This window comes from Collimonas humicola (assembly GCF_018304945.1).
Taxonomy (GTDB): domain Bacteria; phylum Pseudomonadota; class Gammaproteobacteria; order Burkholderiales; family Burkholderiaceae_D; genus Collimonas; species Collimonas humicola.
In genome coordinates this window covers 194,037-211,377 of the sequence record NZ_JAGQEE010000008.1, presented here as the reverse complement: position 1 = coordinate 211,377, position 17,341 = coordinate 194,037, and the positions used below count along the sequence as shown (strand labels likewise).

At 58.4% G+C, this 17,341-nt stretch carries 11 protein-coding genes; 8 read left to right on the top strand and 3 right to left on the bottom strand.

Going from position 1 to position 17,341, the window contains the following annotated elements:
• The first annotated feature begins 104 nt into the window (after window positions 1–104).
• Window positions 105–2,396 (top strand): autotransporter outer membrane beta-barrel domain-containing protein, encoded by a 2,292-nt coding sequence (locus KHU30_RS21630; protein ID WP_211444672.1) that lies wholly within the window; start codon window positions 105–107, stop codon window positions 2,394–2,396.
• Window positions 2,397–2,519: 123 nt separating this feature from the next.
• Window positions 2,520–3,005, top strand: coding sequence for a transposase (locus tag KHU30_RS21625; RefSeq protein ID WP_211444671.1), 486 nt, complete (start codon window positions 2,520–2,522; stop codon window positions 3,003–3,005).
• Window positions 3,006–3,146: 141 nt separating this feature from the next.
• Here the strand turns inward: KHU30_RS21625 and KHU30_RS21620 are convergent, their stop codons facing one another.
• Together KHU30_RS21620 and KHU30_RS21615 are read right to left on the bottom strand one after the other, a co-directional pair.
• Window positions 3,147–3,809 carry a response regulator transcription factor gene (locus tag KHU30_RS21620; RefSeq protein ID WP_211444669.1) on the bottom strand — a complete coding sequence of 221 codons (663 nt, stop codon included), beginning with the start codon at window positions 3,807–3,809 and terminating at the stop codon, window positions 3,147–3,149.
• A gap of 38 nt (window positions 3,810–3,847) precedes the next feature.
• Window positions 3,848–4,048, bottom strand: coding sequence for a hypothetical protein (locus KHU30_RS21615; protein ID WP_211444668.1), 201 nt, complete (start codon window positions 4,046–4,048; stop codon window positions 3,848–3,850).
• A gap of 240 nt (window positions 4,049–4,288) precedes the next feature.
• On the opposite strand from KHU30_RS21615, the gene KHU30_RS21610 reads away from it, so the two are divergent.
• The gene (locus tag KHU30_RS21610; protein ID WP_211444667.1) at window positions 4,289–7,687 is read left to right on the top strand and encodes a hybrid sensor histidine kinase/response regulator; all 3,399 of its coding nucleotides are present in this window, start codon (window positions 4,289–4,291) and stop codon (window positions 7,685–7,687) included.
• A gap of 110 nt (window positions 7,688–7,797) precedes the next feature.
• Here the strand turns inward: KHU30_RS21610 and prpR are convergent, their stop codons facing one another.
• Window positions 7,798–9,432, bottom strand: coding sequence for a propionate catabolism operon regulatory protein PrpR (gene prpR / locus KHU30_RS21605; protein WP_211444666.1), 1,635 nt, complete (start codon window positions 9,430–9,432; stop codon window positions 7,798–7,800).
• 267 nt (window positions 9,433–9,699) lie between these two features.
• Between prpR and prpB the strand changes: the two genes are divergently transcribed.
• The 5 genes from prpB to KHU30_RS21580 all read left to right on the top strand — a co-directional run bounded on the left by prpB (window position 9,700) and on the right by KHU30_RS21580 (window position 17,338).
• On the top strand, window positions 9,700–10,587 hold the full coding sequence (gene prpB / locus KHU30_RS21600; RefSeq protein WP_211444665.1) for a methylisocitrate lyase: 888 nt from the start codon (window positions 9,700–9,702) through the stop codon (window positions 10,585–10,587).
• Window positions 10,588–10,637: 50 nt separating this feature from the next.
• Entirely contained in the window at window positions 10,638–11,789 is a 1,152-nt protein-coding gene (prpC, locus tag KHU30_RS21595) for a bifunctional 2-methylcitrate synthase/citrate synthase (protein ID WP_211444664.1), read from the top strand.
• Between the two features lie 149 nt (window positions 11,790–11,938).
• Window positions 11,939–14,557 carry a Fe/S-dependent 2-methylisocitrate dehydratase AcnD gene (gene acnD, locus KHU30_RS21590; protein ID WP_211444663.1) on the top strand — a complete coding sequence of 873 codons (2,619 nt, stop codon included), beginning with the start codon at window positions 11,939–11,941 and terminating at the stop codon, window positions 14,555–14,557.
• A 772-nt stretch (window positions 14,558–15,329) separates the two neighbouring features.
• Window positions 15,330–16,520, top strand: a complete 1,191-nt coding sequence (gene prpF, locus KHU30_RS21585) for a 2-methylaconitate cis-trans isomerase PrpF (protein WP_211444661.1) — start codon at window positions 15,330–15,332, stop codon at window positions 16,518–16,520.
• A 416-nt stretch (window positions 16,521–16,936) separates the two neighbouring features.
• Window positions 16,937–17,338 carry a cupin domain-containing protein gene (locus tag KHU30_RS21580; protein ID WP_329956707.1) on the top strand — a complete coding sequence of 134 codons (402 nt, stop codon included), beginning with the start codon at window positions 16,937–16,939 and terminating at the stop codon, window positions 17,336–17,338.
• Window positions 17,339–17,341 lie beyond the last annotated feature (3 nt).

Sequence of the window (17,341 nt, the reverse complement as noted above, 5' to 3'; positions counted from 1 at the left end):
CCTATCGTTTTTAAATTATTTTCTTACTGGTCCAATATCTGAGCAAGGGCTAAATCCCTATGCTTGCTCCTGTCAATCTTAACAGTTGCCAGGGGGTGGGTTATATGAACAAGGTATTTCGCATTGTCTGGAGCCAGTTACTGGGTGCGTGGGTGCCCGTTTCCGAACTCACGAAAACACGTGGCAAGAGCAAACCGGGCGCAGTGGCGCTAAGCGCGGCTGCGCTGGCTATATGCGCGGCGCCGCTGGCGGCGTCGGCACAAGTTGGCGTAGTCATCGACCCCGATCAGACTGATGTTGTGATTCGCAATCCGGCAGGCGGCATCATCCAAGGCAGCGACTACGGCATTCAGCGCCTGGCTGGCGCCGATCCTAGTCAAATCGCAGATGTGTCGATCAATAATGCAGGAACCATTGAAGGCGATGTCGGCATCGCGCTTGAGTCCGCCAACAGTCGTATCTACAACGCCGGCACCATTACCGGTACCGGCGGCTACGCGATTGTGTTTGAAGACAGTGGATTCCCAACGCATAACCAACTGACGCTGGATACCGGATCGATACTGAACGGTATCGTGTTCGGCAGCCGCCACGGCACAAATGATTTAATCCTGGAGGGCACAGGCAGCGAAGACTTCGACAAATTCGAAGGTTTCCAGACCCTGGCCATGAACGGCCAGGATTGGACCCTCAACGGCATAGGCCGGTTCGACACCCGTGCCGACATCAACAACGGCACCTTGCATGTCGAAGGTACGTTGCAGGCGCCGATCACCGCAGTCAACAGCGGCGGCACACTGGCCGGCTATGGCCGGATTATCGGCGACGTCAATAATGCCGGCATAATCGCTCCGGGCAGTGCCGGCGCCGGCAATAGCACTTTCGGTGCGCTGACCATTCAAGGCAATTACGTCGGCAACGGCGGCAAGCTGCTGGTCAATACCTTCTGGGGCGACGACAGCTCTGGTACCGACAAGCTGGTCATCGACGGCTGCCAGCCTGCCACCCCCGGCGGTGGCGGCGGGCCGCTCAGTATCGCCGCCAGTTCTTGCAGCAACCCGGGCAGCGTCAATGTATCGGGCGATACCGGCGTGATCGTGAAGCATGCCGGCGGCAGCGGTGCGCAGACCAATGTCGGCATCCAGATCGTCGAGACCCTGAATGGCGCCACGACCAATCCCGATGCATTTGTATTGGATCCGGCTTCGGACGGCTATCGCAGCGGCAAGAACACGATTGCAGCCGGCGGTTACGACTATCGTCTCAAGCGCGGCGGCAATGGCGGCGTGGCGGACGACTGGTACCTGGTGTCGGCCGCTGCTCCTGATGAAAAGCCTGTCGATCCTCCAACGCCTGTCGATCCGGACAAACCAATTGAACCTCCACCGTTGCCGGTGGATCCTGTGATTCCCGTGATCAGCCCGGAAGTCGGCGCCTATTTCGGCAACCGCCAGGCAGCGTCCACAATGGCGGTGCATACGCTGCACCAGCGCCAGGGCCAGGCGCCGGGCATGACGGCGGAAGACGCTGCTGGCGGCATCGATGGCGCCGCGTGGGCGCGGGTGGAAGGCCAGGATATCTCTCGCGAGAGCGCAGGCGGCAGCCTGGACATCGAAGCGAAGCAACGCCTGATCCATGTCGGCGCGGATGTATTGCGCTTCAAGGACGGCGGCGACGGCAGTTTCCGCGTCGGCGTGATGGGCATGTACGGCACTGCCACGACCTGGTCAACCAGCCGCACCCAGTTGTGGTCGGGCGATACGCTGGGCACGGCACGCGGGACGGTGGATGGCTACAACGTCGGCCTGTACGGCACCTGGTACGGCAACCATGACATCCTGTCCGGTCCGTATGTGGATACCTGGCTGACGGCAGGCCGTTACAACAATACGGTGGGCGGCGCCGGCCTGGCGACCGAGCAGTACCGGTCGCGCACGCTGACCGCGTCGATCGAGGGCGGCTATTCCTTCCCGATCTACGATCAGGACAAGACCAAGCTGTACCTGGAGCCGCAGGCGCAGATCGTCTACGGACGTTATCGCGCCGGCGATTTCACGGAGGTCGGCGGGACAGCGGTCGGCGGCCAGAACGGCAGCAACGTGCTGACGCGTCTGGGCGTGCGCCTGCATGGTTCCTCGGCGGTTGGTCCCGGTCCGGACATGCGTCCCTACGGCGAGCTGAACTGGTGGCATGGCAGCCAATCGGCGCCGTCGATGACGATGGACGGCAATGTCTTCCGCGACGACCTGCCGCGCGACCGGGCGGAAGTCAAGGTCGGCCTGCAGGGACAGGTCACGAAGGCGATCGCGGTATCGGCGCTGCTGGGGGTGGAGACCGACCTGGGGAGCTACTACGCAGTCAAGGGACAGGTGGGCATGAAATACAGCTGGAATTAGGCTGTCATGTTGCGCATGGCTACAAAATAAATGAGGGGGGGGCGCTCGATGATCGGGTGCCTCGTTTTGCATGATCGCACGCATGATGCGAATGCCTGCGAAAAGATAAGGAAGTATAGAGTGATGAAACTTAGCGATGCTCAATGGGAAAAACTGGAACCTGTTTTGCTTGGCAGGATGGGAGATGCCGGTGCAAAAGGCAAGAACAATCGACTGTTTATCGAAGCGATGATTTTGATTTCTGAGCAAGACGTCAAGTGGGCATTGCTTCCTCAGGAATTCGGTAAATGGAGTACGGCATATATGCGATTCAGGCGGTGGAATGAAATCTCCCTATGGCAGCAACTGCCCGAAGTTGCTGGAGACGATTCCGATTTGCGGAAAATGATGGAACGGATAGCGGTATTTAGCAGCGCATATACGAAGCGAGTCGAGGAAAAAATACGCAGGCAAAAGAGCCGGACCGAATATCGCGATCAATTCCGGGCGTTGATGGCATCAGTTGCAGCGACGCCTGCCGAATCTGAGGAGTTAACTGAGGTAGTGGCCGGCTCAGAATGGGTTCAATTGATGAATCGCTATACACCCTGCATTCTTCCGACTCGATAGCTGTTGGATATGTTGAATATGTTGAATAAGCTATCAATGCTTGAGCTCCTCCCATAAGAGTTTGGGGAGGCGGAGCCGGCTAAATTCCGGCTTGTTGAACTCTCCGTTTATGGCAAGTTACCGGAATGCTTTCAATACAGTTCAAGGCGGTATGGCGGATGAAGATATCAGGCCTACCTCAATGGCGTATTTGAATAAATCGGCATCGCGCTCGATCCCCAGTTTTTTCATGGCGTTGATTTTCTGGGCACTGACGGTCTGTTTGCTGCGATGGAGCTGTTCAGCGACTTCGTTGACGGTTAATCCGGAAACGAGCAGGCGCACAACTTCCAGCTCTCGCTTGGTGAGGTCGATCGCAGACTTTTTCCCGCGTGTGACGGTCTGCATGATCGCACGCATGGTTGGTGAAAAATACTCGCCTCCAGAGTGGGCGATATGGATGGCAGGAAGCAGGTAGCTGGAATCGTCGGACTTGCTGAGGACGCAGTGGATTTTGCTGGAGATCAAGGTGCGTAGTACCGCAGGATTATCCAGCATTGTCATGACAATAATATTTATGTTTGGATAACGCCGTTGAATAAATTTAAACAGCGCCAGTCCGTCGCCGTATTCGCCGCCAGGCATTGCATAATCAGTCACCAGGACATCACACGGATGCTTATCAAGCAAATTAATCAATTCCGTGGAATTACCGGCCGTGCCTACCAAATCGACGGTCTTGGCCTCAGCGAGTTCTTGCTGGATGCCCTTGATGATTGCAGGATGGTCGTCGGCGACAACGACGCGTATCGAGAGTGGTGTCATATCCTTGCTGACTGGTAATATTTTTTGATAAGTCTATGCTAAAGATGCTGACTTTTGTTGTCTTTATTGATGACTGGCTGGCCTTCTTGCTCCCAGCATTCTTTCATTTGTCGTTTGCGGACAGACGAAGCGAAAATAAACTGATTCATGACATTAGTGAAATGCCGGGCCTCATCATCGGAGAGACTTGCATAACCGAGCAGAAGTCGCGCAATTTTTTTTGTTTGTTCCTGTTTCAATTTGTCCTACCTAGTTTTGAATATTTCCCACCCTTGGAACGATCTCCATGATGAGCCACTGTATCGGGGATTGCTGCTGACAACAATGAGACAGGTATGAAATTATTTAAATAAATAATAGGTCTGGTCTCATAAATTAAAAATGTGAATTTGCAGCGAAAAAATATCCGCAGTCCCGGTTTGTAAAGTTAGACTCTGAGCAATATTGAAAAATTCGCAGGCTTCAGGGAGGGCAGCCATATGGCATTTTCGACAAATTCCGACGCTTTTTCCAAAGGAAGAAATAAGGTTGCCGCATCGATGAAAAAGCTCAGCGAGCTAGGACTGCTCGGCCGTTATCAGCGCGGACTGCTCTGGGGAGGCGGTATGGCTTTAACCGTCATGATCTTGATCGCTTGCGCGTTGGCGACGTGGTCCTCCATAAAGGATTACATTGCAGATGGCCGTTACGTCTACCTTACCCACAAGGCTTTGTTCCTGCAGGAAATCGAAGTGAGGCAGGCGACGTTGCGCCGTGGCTTGATTAACGCGGAATTGATATGGGCGGATCAACGCAAACCTCCTGAAAAATTGTTGAGCGATTTTTCTGCAAAAGGCGGCCGTCTGGTAGTCCAAGCCAACAAAAATCTGGATCCACAGCTTGTGCTGGCACAGATAGGGCCGCAGCTTCCAGCGAGCACGTATGCGGAATACCTATCGTTTGTCGAACAGCAGGCGTATCCCGCGACAGCCGCTGCTCGCCAGCGGAACGTCAATTTTCATGGATATGTATTTAATCCGGAACATAGCTTTATTTCTTTCACGCCGCCACCGGCATCAGGCGATCCGATCAAGGCTATCGGCGCCAGGGATACAAGCGATCTGATTCGCAGAATTGCGCCTGATATCGGCGACCTGAGCGATCCTGAAGTTGCCAGGCAATTGCGCGAATCAAGAAAAATCACGTGGTTGCCGGCCACTCGCGATCCATTGACCAATGAAGAAGCCTTCAAGCTGGTAGAGCCTGCCTTTGACGAAAACGGTCGTGTTTTCATTGTATTTGTCAGTGATCAGCCAATGAAATTATTGAAGAATAGTCTTAGCCAGACGCCTTTCGACGGGAATTTCATTGTTCTTGACACCAACGGAAAACTTATGCTGGATGCCTGGCATGGCAACTCAGCCGACCCCGGCCTGACTCAGCGTGTCGTCGATTCCAAAAGTTGGAAAGAAAAGCTCTATACCTCTGAGCCTTTCTATGAAAACGGCACATTCACCATCAGCGAACCGTTGTCGGATACCGGCTGGATACTGGCCTACGCGTATTCCTGGCGCACCATACTGGCAGCGCGATGGCCGCTGCTATTGGCGTACGTGATCGGAACGACGGTCGTACTCAGTTCACTCTGGATTTTTTTGATTCTTTTTGACCGCAAAGTGTTCATGCCGATATATCGGCGTTCGCAACGCGTGTTTGAAAGCGAAAACCTGAATCGCACAATCATCGGCATCGCGCCGGTGGGCTTAAGTCTTTTGTCGATAAGCACTGGCGAAACCTTGATGCAAAATGACGTGATGCGGTCGTATGACAATGAGACGCGGCCCCTGCGAAGAAAATTTCTTGATTTGTATTGGGATGGGCTGACGAAGCTCGGCAATCTCCAGGGCAAGCAGCTGATGCATCATGATTTGGCGATTACCGCGCCGGACGGTACGACGTCGCATTTACTGACCAATTTGATCGGGACTAAATACCAGGGCGTAGATGTCCTGCTGTGCAGCATTTCCGATATTACGGTGCGCAAGCTCATTGAACAGAAGCTGGAAGAAGCGCGTATCGCTGCAGACACCGCCAACCAGGCAAAGTCCGCATTCCTGGCGACCATGAGTCACGAGATACGCACACCTTTGAATGCGATTCTTGGCAATCTGGAATTACTTGGCCGCTCGCAATTAAGCGAAATGCAGGCCGACCGCCTGCGCACCGTGAATTCTTCGTCACGGGCTTTGCTTGCAATTATCAATGACATCCTGGATTTTTCAAAAGTCGAATCCGGCCAAATGACGCTTGAAAACATACGTTTCGACGTGATCGATACTGTCGAACAAGTGGTCACCATCTTTTCTCCGCTGGCCGATGCTAAAGGGCTAAATCTGTTCTATACGGTCACGCCAGATCAGTCGCGTTTCTATTTCGGAGATCCTGCCCGCTTGCGCCAGATCTTGCTGAACTTGCTCAGCAATGCGATCAAGTTTACTGACAGCGGCAAGATCAGCGTCGTCGTCAACGGCCATGCCCTCAGCACGGACGGCAAGTCGCCGCTATTGGCCGTCAGCGTATGCGATACCGGTATCGGCATCACAGCAGCACGACGGGCCGCACTGTTTGAACCGTTCGTACAAGGCGATGTTTCGATTAACCGGCGCTTCGGCGGCAGCGGACTGGGGCTTGCGCTATGCAAGCGCCTGGCGGAGCTGATGGGCGGCATTGTTACGCTTGATCGCCGCAGCGCTGCCGGCAGCACATTTACCGTCAGCCTGCCATTGCAGGTTGATGCCAATGCTGCGGCATGGTGGGCGCCGTTTGCCGGCATGCCGGACATGGTCATGCTTTGTTCTGCCCCTGAGCGGCAGGCTTCTGTCGGCGACCAGCTCAGGCATTGGGGGATCAACGTCCAAATGATTGCCGATCCGGCAGAGATGCACATGACAGCAGTGCCGTTGCTTATTTTCGGCAATCCGCGCGACTGGACCTTCGCCGACGAAGATATTGCCTGCGAAAAGGCATCGTGGACGATCGACGCCACCGAGGATGGCCCCAGGACGGTTGTGACCAAAGGAAAACGCAGCATGGTGTCCTGCTATTCCCTTGACGGCCTGTATAAGGCAATCGCACATGCGTTTGCGCCGAACGGGGCCGTTGATGCAGTCGTGGAGAGCGAGGCGGCAGCAGAAGCCATGCCGGCCGGGCGGCATGCCCGGATACTTGTGGTGGAGGATCATGAGGTCAACCTGGCATTGATTCGCGATCAATTCGATACGCTCGGTTACCAGGCGGACCTGAGCAATAACGGAAGCGATGCGCTGACGCTTTTTGAAAAAAATGCCTATGACATGGTGTTCACCGATCTAAGCATGCCGGGCATGGATGGCTATACCCTGGCGACGTTTTTGCGCCGCCGGGGAACGCAATTGCCAATCATCGCCATCACCGCCCATGCTTCCGCCGAAGAACACAGCCGATGCAAACAAGTTGGCATTAGCGATGTGCTGTTGAAGCCGATGTCGTTGGACGACATCGATCAAATGGTGCGAAAGTATATGAAGGGCGGCGTTCGGCCGGTGTCATTGAGCGCACTCGATCAAAAAAAACCTGTCCTGAGCGAAGATTTGTTGCAGACTTTGCGCGCAAGCAGCGCCAAATCGATCGCTGTGATTCATCGCGCGCTGGCAACGGGAGATATCAAGGAAGTACAGGAGCAGCTGCATTCGATAAAGGGGGCATTTTCAATGATTCGCGAACAGGCCGTCGTTGCCGCGTGCGTACGCCTGGAACATCTCGCCAGGGTGGTCAATCTGCCCGAGTTGACCAGCTCATTCCCCAAGTTTGAAGCACTGATGAACGTTGTGCTTGCCGGACTGGAGCGTGAGGAAACGTAAGCTTTCCTGTTCGTATGAGGAGGCAGGAAGGTTTCAGCCTGGGGATGGTGAGTGTCGGAATTGGTGTGAAGCATACTGAAATTGCTTGTTCCATCCGCGACTGCCGATGCTTATTGCTTCCTGATCTTGCGCCAAAGGGTGGTCCGGCTAATGCCGAGATGCCTGGCTGCGGCTTCGCGGTTGCCGCCGAAACGGGCCAGCACCTGCGCGATGCTTTCCGCGGCCGGCAGCGCGGCGCCTGCGGTTGCGGCGGCAGGCGCCTGGCCGAATTCCGGTGCGATGCTGAGCAAGAAGGCGGGCGACAATGCCTGCAGCGGTTCGGCTGCCAGGAACAGCGCCACTCTTTCCATCAGGTTGCGTACTTCGCGCGCGTTGCCGGGCCAAGCATAGGCGCTGAGCAGGGGCCGGCAAGCGACGATTTCAGCATGCAGGTTCGGATGCGGGCGGGCGCCCAGCGCGGCCAGGGATTTCTTGAGGCACCATTCGGCCAGCGCGATCAAGTCCTGCGGGCGCTCGCGCAAGGGCGTCAGCGTCAAGCGCAGCACGGCCAGGCGATAGAACAGGTCGGCGCGGAAACGGCCTTCGCGCACGCGCTGCTCCAGGTCGCAGTGGGTGGCGCTGATGATGCGCACATCGACCGCAATCGGCCGGGTGCCGCCGACGCGCACCACTTCGCGTTCTTCCAGCACGCGCAGCAAACGGGTCTGCAGCGCCAGCGGCATTTCGCCGATTTCATCCAGGAACAGCGTGCCGCGGTGCGCCGCTTCGAACAGGCCGGCGTGGCCGCCGCGGCGCGAGCCCGTGAATGCGCCTTCTTCATAGCCGAACAGTTCCGACTCCAGCAGCGATTCCGCAATCGCGCCGCAATTGACCGCGACAAACGGCTTGTTGCCGATCAGCGCGCGCGGATTTTCACGGTGGATCGCTTGCGCGACCAGTTCCTTGCCGCTGCCGGTTTCGCCCTGGATCAGCACCGTGGCTTGCGACTTGGCATACAGCACGATGGATTGGCGCAGGGTTTCCATCGCCGCCGACTCGCCGAGCAAATCGTTGAGGCCATGCTTGGCGCGCAGCGTGTCGGCCAGCGGGGTACTGCGGCCGTGACTACGGCCCGCTTCCAGCTGCGTCAGGCGGGCGATTTCCAGCGCATCGTCGAAGGCCTGGCGGATCGATGCCGCAGAGTAGACCAGCACCGCGGCCAGCCCGGCTTCTTCGGCCAGGTCGGTGATCAGGCCTGCGCCGACGATGGCCTTGACGCCGCTGGCCTTGAGTTCATGGATCTGCGCCCGCGCATCTTCTTCGGTGGCGTAGTCGCGCTGCTGGATATTGAAGCCGAAGGCGTTCTGGAATTCCTTCAACGCCGGCATCGTCGACTGGTAAGTGATGATGCCGATGTCCGGCGTGATCTGGCGTGCGCGCGACAAGGCTTGCAGCACGTCGAAACCGCTGGCCTTGGCGATCACCACCGGCACTGACAGCCGGCTTTTCAGATAGGCGCCGTTGGAACCGGCGGCGATCACAGCGTCGCAGCGCTCCGTTTCCATTCGTTCGCGGATGTGGCGCGCGGCCTCGTCGAATCCCAGGTAGATGGGTTCGATCGTCGCGCGGTCGTCGTATTCCAGTGTAATGTCGCGGAACAGGTCGGACAGGCGCGAGACCGAGACGGTCCAGATCACCGGTTTTTGACTGCGTTCGCCGGCGTCGCCGGACTCACGCCGGGCAGGGGGCTGAGGGGAAGGGGGCATGTTTCATCGTGTGTTGCACGTATGTTTCAATGCATGTGAATGTAACATGAAATGAAACAATTCGATGGTCTTATCCGGCCGTAATAAAATTGATTTATTGCCATCTTATTTTGTAGGCGATTGATTTGATTAAATTATTTTATTGCCCTGCCATGCGTGCAGATATTGCAGCTTGCTTGGCATGACGATTGCTCTATAACGATAAAACCCCAGTGCAGATATCTGCATGAAACAGTGCACCCAGCGTGCAATCTATCAGGAGAACCCATGAGTCAGTATTCCGCAGGCGCCGTCTTCCGCAAGGCGGTGCAAGAAGAATCGCCGCTGCAGGTGATCGGCGCGATCAACGCCAATCACGCCTTGCTGGCCAAGCGCGCCGGCTTCAAGGCGATTTACCTGTCCGGCGGCGGCGTCGCCGCCGGTTCGCTCGGCTTGCCCGACCTCGGCATCTCCAATCTGGACGACGTGCTGACCGATGTGCGCCGCATCACCGATGTCTGCGACCTGCCTTTGCTGGTCGACGTGGATACCGGCTTCGGCGCCAGCGCCTTCAACGTGGCGCGTACCGTCAAATCGATGATCAAGTTCGGCGCCGCGGCGATCCATATCGAGGACCAGGTCGGCGCCAAGCGCTGCGGCCATCGTCCCAACAAGGAAATCGTCAGCAAGCAGGAAATGGTCGACCGCATCAAGGCTGCGGTCGATGCCCGCACCGACGACAATTTCGTCATCATGGCGCGTACCGACGCGCTCGCCGTGGAAGGGCTGGAATCCGCGCTGGAGCGGGCAATCGCCTGCGTTGAAGCCGGCGCCGATATGGTCTTCCCGGAAGCAATTACAGAGCTGGCGATGTATAAGCAGTTTGCCGCAGCCGTCAAGGTGCCGGTATTGGCCAATATCACCGAGTTCGGCTCCACGCCATTGTTTACCGTAGAAGAGTTGAAGTCAGCCGATGTCGGCCTGGTGCTGTATCCGCTGTCGGCCTTCCGCGCCATGAACAAGGCGGCAGAAAACGTGTACAACGCCATCCGCCGCGACGGCACGCAAAAGAACGTGGTCGACACCATGCAGACCCGCATGGAATTGTATGAGAGGATCAACTATCACGATTTCGAGCAGCATCTGGACGCACTTTTTGCAGCCCAGAAAAAATAATTCCCCCTAATTCAAGGCACACCGATTCCTTTCCGTCCGGAGACTAAAAAATGAGCGAAGCACCAGCAACCGCATTCAAACCAAAAAAATCCGTCGCGCTGTCCGGCGTCACCGCAGGCAACACCGCACTATGCTCGGTTGGCAAGACCGGCAACGACCTGCATTACCGCGGCTATGACATCCTGGATATCGCCGACACGTGCGAATTCGAGGAAATCGCCTATCTGCTGGTGCACGGCAAGTTGCCGACCAGCGCCGAACTGAAGGGTTACAAGAGCAAGCTGAAATCCTTGCGCGGCCTGCCGGCCAGCGTCAAGGCCGCGCTGGAAGCGCTGCCTGCGGCTTCCCATCCGATGGACGTGATGCGCACCGGCGCCTCGGTGCTGGGCTGCACGCTGCCAGAGAAAGAAGACCACAATGCGCCCGGCGCGCGCGACATCGCCGACCGCCTGATGGCGTCGTTCGGCTCCATGCTGCTGTACTGGTATCACTTCAGCCACAACGGCAAGCGCATCGAAGTCGAAACCGACGACGAATCGATAGGCGGCCATTTCCTGCACCTGCTGCACGGCGTGAAACCATCCGCCGCGTGGGAAAAGGCGATGCACGTCTCGCTGATCCTGTACGCGGAACACGAATTCAATGCATCGACCTTCACCAGCCGGGTGATTGCCGGCACCGGTTCCGATTTCTACTCGGCGATCACCGGTGCGATCGGCGCCCTGCGCGGCCCGAAACACGGCGGCGCCAATGAAGTCGCACTGGAAATCCAGAAGCGCTACGACAATCCGGATGAAGCGGAAGCCGATATCCGCAGCCGCGTCGAGAACAAGGAAGTGGTGATCGGTTTCGGCCATCCGGTGTACACCGTCTCCGATCCGCGCAACAAGGTCATCAAGGAAGTCGCGCGCAAGCTGTCGGCAGACGCCGGCTCGACGGCGATGTTCGATATCGCCGAGCGCCTGGAAAGCGTGATGTGGGAAGTCAAGAAAATGTTCCCGAACCTGGACTGGTTCTCGGCCGTGTCCTACCACATGATGGGCGTGCCGACCGCGATGTTCACGCCGCTGTTCGTGATTTCCCGTACTTCCGGCTGGGCCGCGCACGTGATCGAGCAGCGCATCGACAACAAGATCATCCGCCCGTCGGCCAACTATGTCGGTCCTGACAACCTGGAGTTTGTGCCGATCGCCAAGCGCTAGCGCTATAAACTCCGTCACCCGCGCGCGCGGGGATCCGTTTTCCCTGCCGTCGCCAGCAATGTGGATTCCCGCGTCCGCGGGAATGACGTGACCGACGAGGCGGGGGCGCCTAGACGCAATCTGATGATACTTCCTTTTCCGACTGAGCCATGAACACAGCAAACCGCAAACCTCTGCCCGGCACCCAGCTGGATTTTTTCGACACGCGGGCCGCGGTCGACGCCATCCAGCCAGGCGCCTACGACAAACTGCCGTACACCTCGCGTGTGCTGGCCGAAAACCTGGTGCGCCGCTGCGATCCGGCCACCCTGGCCGCCTCCCTCAAGCAGTTCATCGAACGCAAGCGCGACCTCGATTTCCCGTGGTTCCCGGCGCGCGTGGTGTGCCATGACATCCTGGGCCAGACCGCGCTGGTCGACCTCGCCGGCCTGCGCGACGCCATTGCCCTGCAAGGCGGCGACCCGGCGCAAGTCAACCCGGTGGTGCCGACCCAGCTGGTGGTGGACCACTCGCTGGCGGTCGAGTGCGGCGGCTTCGATGCAGATGCCTTCGACAAGAACCGCGCCATCGAAGACCGCCGTAACGAAGACCGCTTCGATTTCATCAACTGGACCAAGAAGGCGTTCAAGAACGTCGACGTCATCCCGCCAGGCAACGGCATCCTGCACCAGATCAACCTCGAGCGCATGTCGCCGGTGATCCAGGTGAAGGACGGCGTCGCCTTCCCGGACACGCTGGTCGGCACCGACAGCCACACGCCGATGGTCGATGCGCTGGGCGTGATCGCCATCGGCGTCGGCGGCCTGGAAGCGGAAAGCGTGATGCTGGGCCGCGCTTCCTGGATGCGCCTGCCGGACATCATCGGCGTCGAGCTGAGCGGCAAGCCGCAGCCAGGCATTACTGCGACGGACATCGTGCTGGCGCTGACAGAGTTCCTCCGTGCGCAAAAGGTCGTGTCTTCCTATCTCGAGTTCTACGGCGAGGGCGCTTCCCACCTGACGCTGGGCGACCGCGCGACCATTTCCAACATGGCTCCCGAGTTCGGCTCCACCGCCGCGATGTTCTACATCGACGAGCAGACCATCAAATACCTCAAGCTCACCGGCCGCGACGATGCGCAGGTCAAGCTGGTGGAAATCTATGCCAGGGAAACCGGCCTCTGGGCCGACAGCCTGAAGCACGCAGAGTACGAGCGCGTCATCCGCTTCGATCTGTCCTCCGTGGTGCGGAACATTGCCGGTCCGTCCAATCCGCACAACCGCGTGCCGACCTCCGAACTGGCGGCGCGCGGCATCAGCGGCACGGTAGAGAACGAACCAGGCCTGATGCCGGACGGCGCCGTCATCATCGCCGCCATCACCAGCTGCACCAACACCAACAACCCGCGCAACATGATCGCCGCCGGCCTGCTGGCGCGCAATGCGAATGCCCGCGGCCTGCTGCGCAAGCCATGGGTAAAGAGCTCGCTGGCGCCCGGTTCCAAGACGGTCGCGCTGTACCTGGAAGCCGCCGGCCTGCTGCCTGAGCTGGAGACCCTGGGCTTCGGCGTCGTCGCGTTTGCCTGCACCACCTGCAACGGCATGAGCGGCGCGCTTGATCCGGTCATCCAGAAGGAAGTGGTGGAGCGCGACCTGTACGCTACTGCCGTCCTCTCCGGCAACCGTAATTTCGACGGCCGTATTCACCCCTACGCCAAGCAGGCCTTCCTGGCTTCGCCGCCGCTGGTGGTGGCTTACGCCATTGCCGGCACCATCCGTTTCGATATCGAAAAAGATATCCTCGGCATCGACGCTGCCGGCCATCCGGTGACGCTGAAAGACATCTGGCCGTCGGATGAAGAAATCGACGCCATCGTCGCCTCCAGCGTCAAGCCGGAACTGTTCCGCAAGGTCTACGAACCGATGTTTGCCGCGGTCGCCGATGACGGCGAGAAAGTCAGCCCGCTATACGACTGGCGTCCGCAGACCACCTACATCCGCCGTCCGCCATACTGGGAAGGCGCTTTGGCCGGCGCCCGCACGATGAAAGGGATGCGGCCGCTGGCGGTGCTGGGCGATAACATCACCACCGATCACCTGTCGCCGTCGAACGCCATCATGCTCGATAGTGCAGCGGGTGCGTACCTGGCCAAGATGGGCCTGCCTGAAGAAGACTTCAATTCCTACGCCACCCACCGCGGCGATCACCTCACCGCCCAGCGCGCTACCTTCGCCAATCCGACCCTGAAGAATGAGATGGTGCGCGAGAAGGACGAGATGAGCGGTGAAATGAGCGGCAAGGTCAAAGCCGGCTCGCTGACCCGCGTCGAACCGGAAGGCACGATCACCCGCATGTGGGAAGCCATCGAGATCTACATGGAACGCAAGCAGCCGCTGATCGTGATCGCCGGCGCCGACTACGGCCAGGGTTCCTCGCGCGACTGGGCCGCCAAAGGCGTGCGCCTGGCTGGCGTGGAAGCCATCGTAGCGGAAGGCTTCGAGCGCATCCACCGCACCAACCTGGTCGGCATGGGCGTGCTGCCGCTGGAGTTCAAGCCCGGCGTCAACCGCATCACCTTGAACATCGACGGTACCGAAACCTTCGACGTGCTGGGTGAACGTACGCCGCGCACGACGCTGACGCTGGTGATCAACCGCAAGAACGGCGAGCGCGTGGAAGTGCCCGTAACCTGTCGCCTCGATACGGCAGAGGAAGTGTCGATTTACGAAGCGGGCGGCGTGCTGCAGCGTTTCGCCCAGGACTTCCTCGAATCGTCGACAGCTGCCTGACAAGGCGCCAGCCCCCGGTTTTCGTCGCGCTTAAGCTACGCAGCTAACTGGGGTCGGAGTGAACTTTCTGCGCGCTTTTTGCAGAAACTTCACTCCGACCCCACTTAGCGGGCTACGGAGTACATACTTTGTCGCTAGAAAAGAAAAATCATGAATGCGCTTTTCTTTCTCCGAATCCGTCATGTGGGGTCAGAGTCGATTTTCGCGATAAAGCGCCGCGAAAGTCGACTCTGACCCCAGATGACTCTGACAAGGCGCCAGCCCCTGTTTTTTGTCGCGCTTAAGCTGCGCAGCTAACTGGGGGCGGAGTGAACTTTCTGCGCGCTTTTTGCAGAAACTTCACTCCGCCCCCACTTAGCGGGCTACGGAGCACATACTTTGTCGCTAGAAAAGAAAAACCATGAATGCACTTTTTCTTTCTCCGAATGCGTCATGTGGGGTCAGAGTCGATTTTCGCGATAAAGCGCCGCGAAAGTCGACTCTGACCCCAGATGACTCTGACAAGGCGCCGGCCCCCGGTTTTCGTCGCGCTTAAGCTGCGCAGCTAACTGGGGTCGGAGTGAACTTTCTGCGCGCTTTTTGCAGAAACTTCACTCCGACCCCACTTAGCGGGCTACGGAGTACATACTTTGTCGCTAGAAAAGAAAAACCATGAACGCGCTTTTCTTTCTCCGAATCCGTCATGTGGGGTCAGAGTCGATTTTCGCGATAAAGCACCGCGAAAGTCGACTCTGACCCCAGATGACTCTGCCCATTAATAGGAAAGCATGAAATGACCCACGCACCCCAGATCAAGATCGCCGCCACCTATATGCGTGGCGGCACCAGCAAAGGCGTATTCTTCCGCCTGCAGGACCTGCCCGCAGCGGCACAGAAACCCGGCCCCGCGCGCGATGCGCTGCTGCTGCGCGTCATCGGCAGCCCCGACCCTTACGGCAAGCAGATCGACGGCATGGGCGGGGCGACCTCAAGCACCAGCAAGACGGTCATCCTGTCCAGGAGCAGCAGACCGGATCACGATGTCGATTACCTGTTCGGCCAGGTCGCCATCGACAAGGCGTTTGTCGACTGGAGCGGCAACTGCGGCAACCTGTCCGCCGCGGTCGGCTCCTTCGCGATCGCCAGCGGCCTGGTGGACGCCAGCCGCATTCCGCAAAACGGCATGGCAACCATACGCATCTGGCAGGAAAACATCGCCAAGACCATCATTGCGCACGTGCCCGTCACTAATGGCGCGGTGCAGGAAACCGGCGACTTCGAGCTCGACGGCGTCACCTTTCCCGCAGCGGAAGTGCAGCTTGAATTCATGGATCCGGCCGCTGACGAAGACGGCGCTGGCGGATCCATGTTCCCGACCGGGAACCTGGTCGACGATCTCGAAGTGCCGGGAGTCGGCACGCTCAAGGTCACCATGATCAATGCCGGCATCCCAACTATCTTCCTCAATGCCGAAGCGCTCGGCTACACCGGCGCCGAGCTGCAGGAAGCCATCAACGGCGATGCCGCGGCGCTGAAAAAATTCGAGACCATACGCGCGCATGGCGCGCTGCGCATGGGCCTCATCCAGCAGCTCGATGAAGCCGCCAACCGCCAGCACACCCCGAAGGTGGCCTTCGTCGCCAAGCCGGCCGGCTACGTTTCCTCCAGCGGCAAGCAGGTCGCCGCCGGCGATATCGACTTGCTGGTGCGTGCGCTGTCGATGGGCAAGCTGCATCACGCCATGATGGGTACCGCAGCCGTCGCCATCGGCGCCGCCGCGGCGATACCGGGCACCTTGGTCAACCTCGCTGCCGGCGGCGGCGCGCGTAATGCGGTGCGCTTCGGGCACCCTTCCGGCACGTTGCGGGTGGGCGCGGAAGCCAGCCAGGTCAATGGCGAATGGAGCGTGACCAAAGCCATCATGAGCCGCAGCGCCCGGGTGCTGATGGAGGGATGGGTGCGCGTGCCCGGCGATGCGTTCTGAATGAATCCTGCGGCACCAGCAGCACTGCATGGAACGCGCTCGAAGGGCGTTGCAGGCCCAGGCCTGTAACGCCGGCTGTGCGTCTGCATCTCCGGCATATTGTCAGCGGGCGCTGGGAAGCGCCGCAAGGCAGTCACGCCGCATTCACACAGAGTCATAAGATTTTCTTTTGTCTCGTCAAAATTATTCTCGCTTGTTCGTTGTCCGCCGAGATGCGATATTGACGCCTTCGCAACGTTTCTGAGTTTCTCGCCGCCTGTTGCGGTGGCTTCCGAAGTCTTGGCCTGCAGTTTTATGATCGATAGAGCCTATCCCGTTTTTCCTGAAAACGACTTCTGGAAGCGCATGCTCAGATTTGGCGGTCAAACTGCGAAGCATTAGAAATTTTGATTAATCGAGTCTTATGAGGAGCCTCCGTGAAAACCAGTCGCTCTATCCTTGTCCTGCTGGCGGCCATCCTGGCCATGCATTCTGTGGCGGCCGCCGACAAGGCGCCTGATGCAAAAGAGACGCAAGTCTTGCAAAGAATCGGCCTCGAGGGCCGCGATCGCCAGATGGGCATGGGGATTGCCGTATTCCCTCCCAATGCCGCAAAGCCCCGCCACATGGCTACCGGACCCGAACTCGCCTACGTCCTTGAAGGCGAGTTGATCGTCCAGGTGGATGGCAAGCCGGACCAGGTGCTCCATGCGGGCGGCAGCTATCAGATGGCGGCCAACGTGGTGCATGTCACCAAAGCCGGGCCGGCTGGCGCGAAAGTCATTGCGAGCTGGGTGCTGACGCCCGGCAAGCCATTTAATATCCTGGTTCCGAAGTGATCG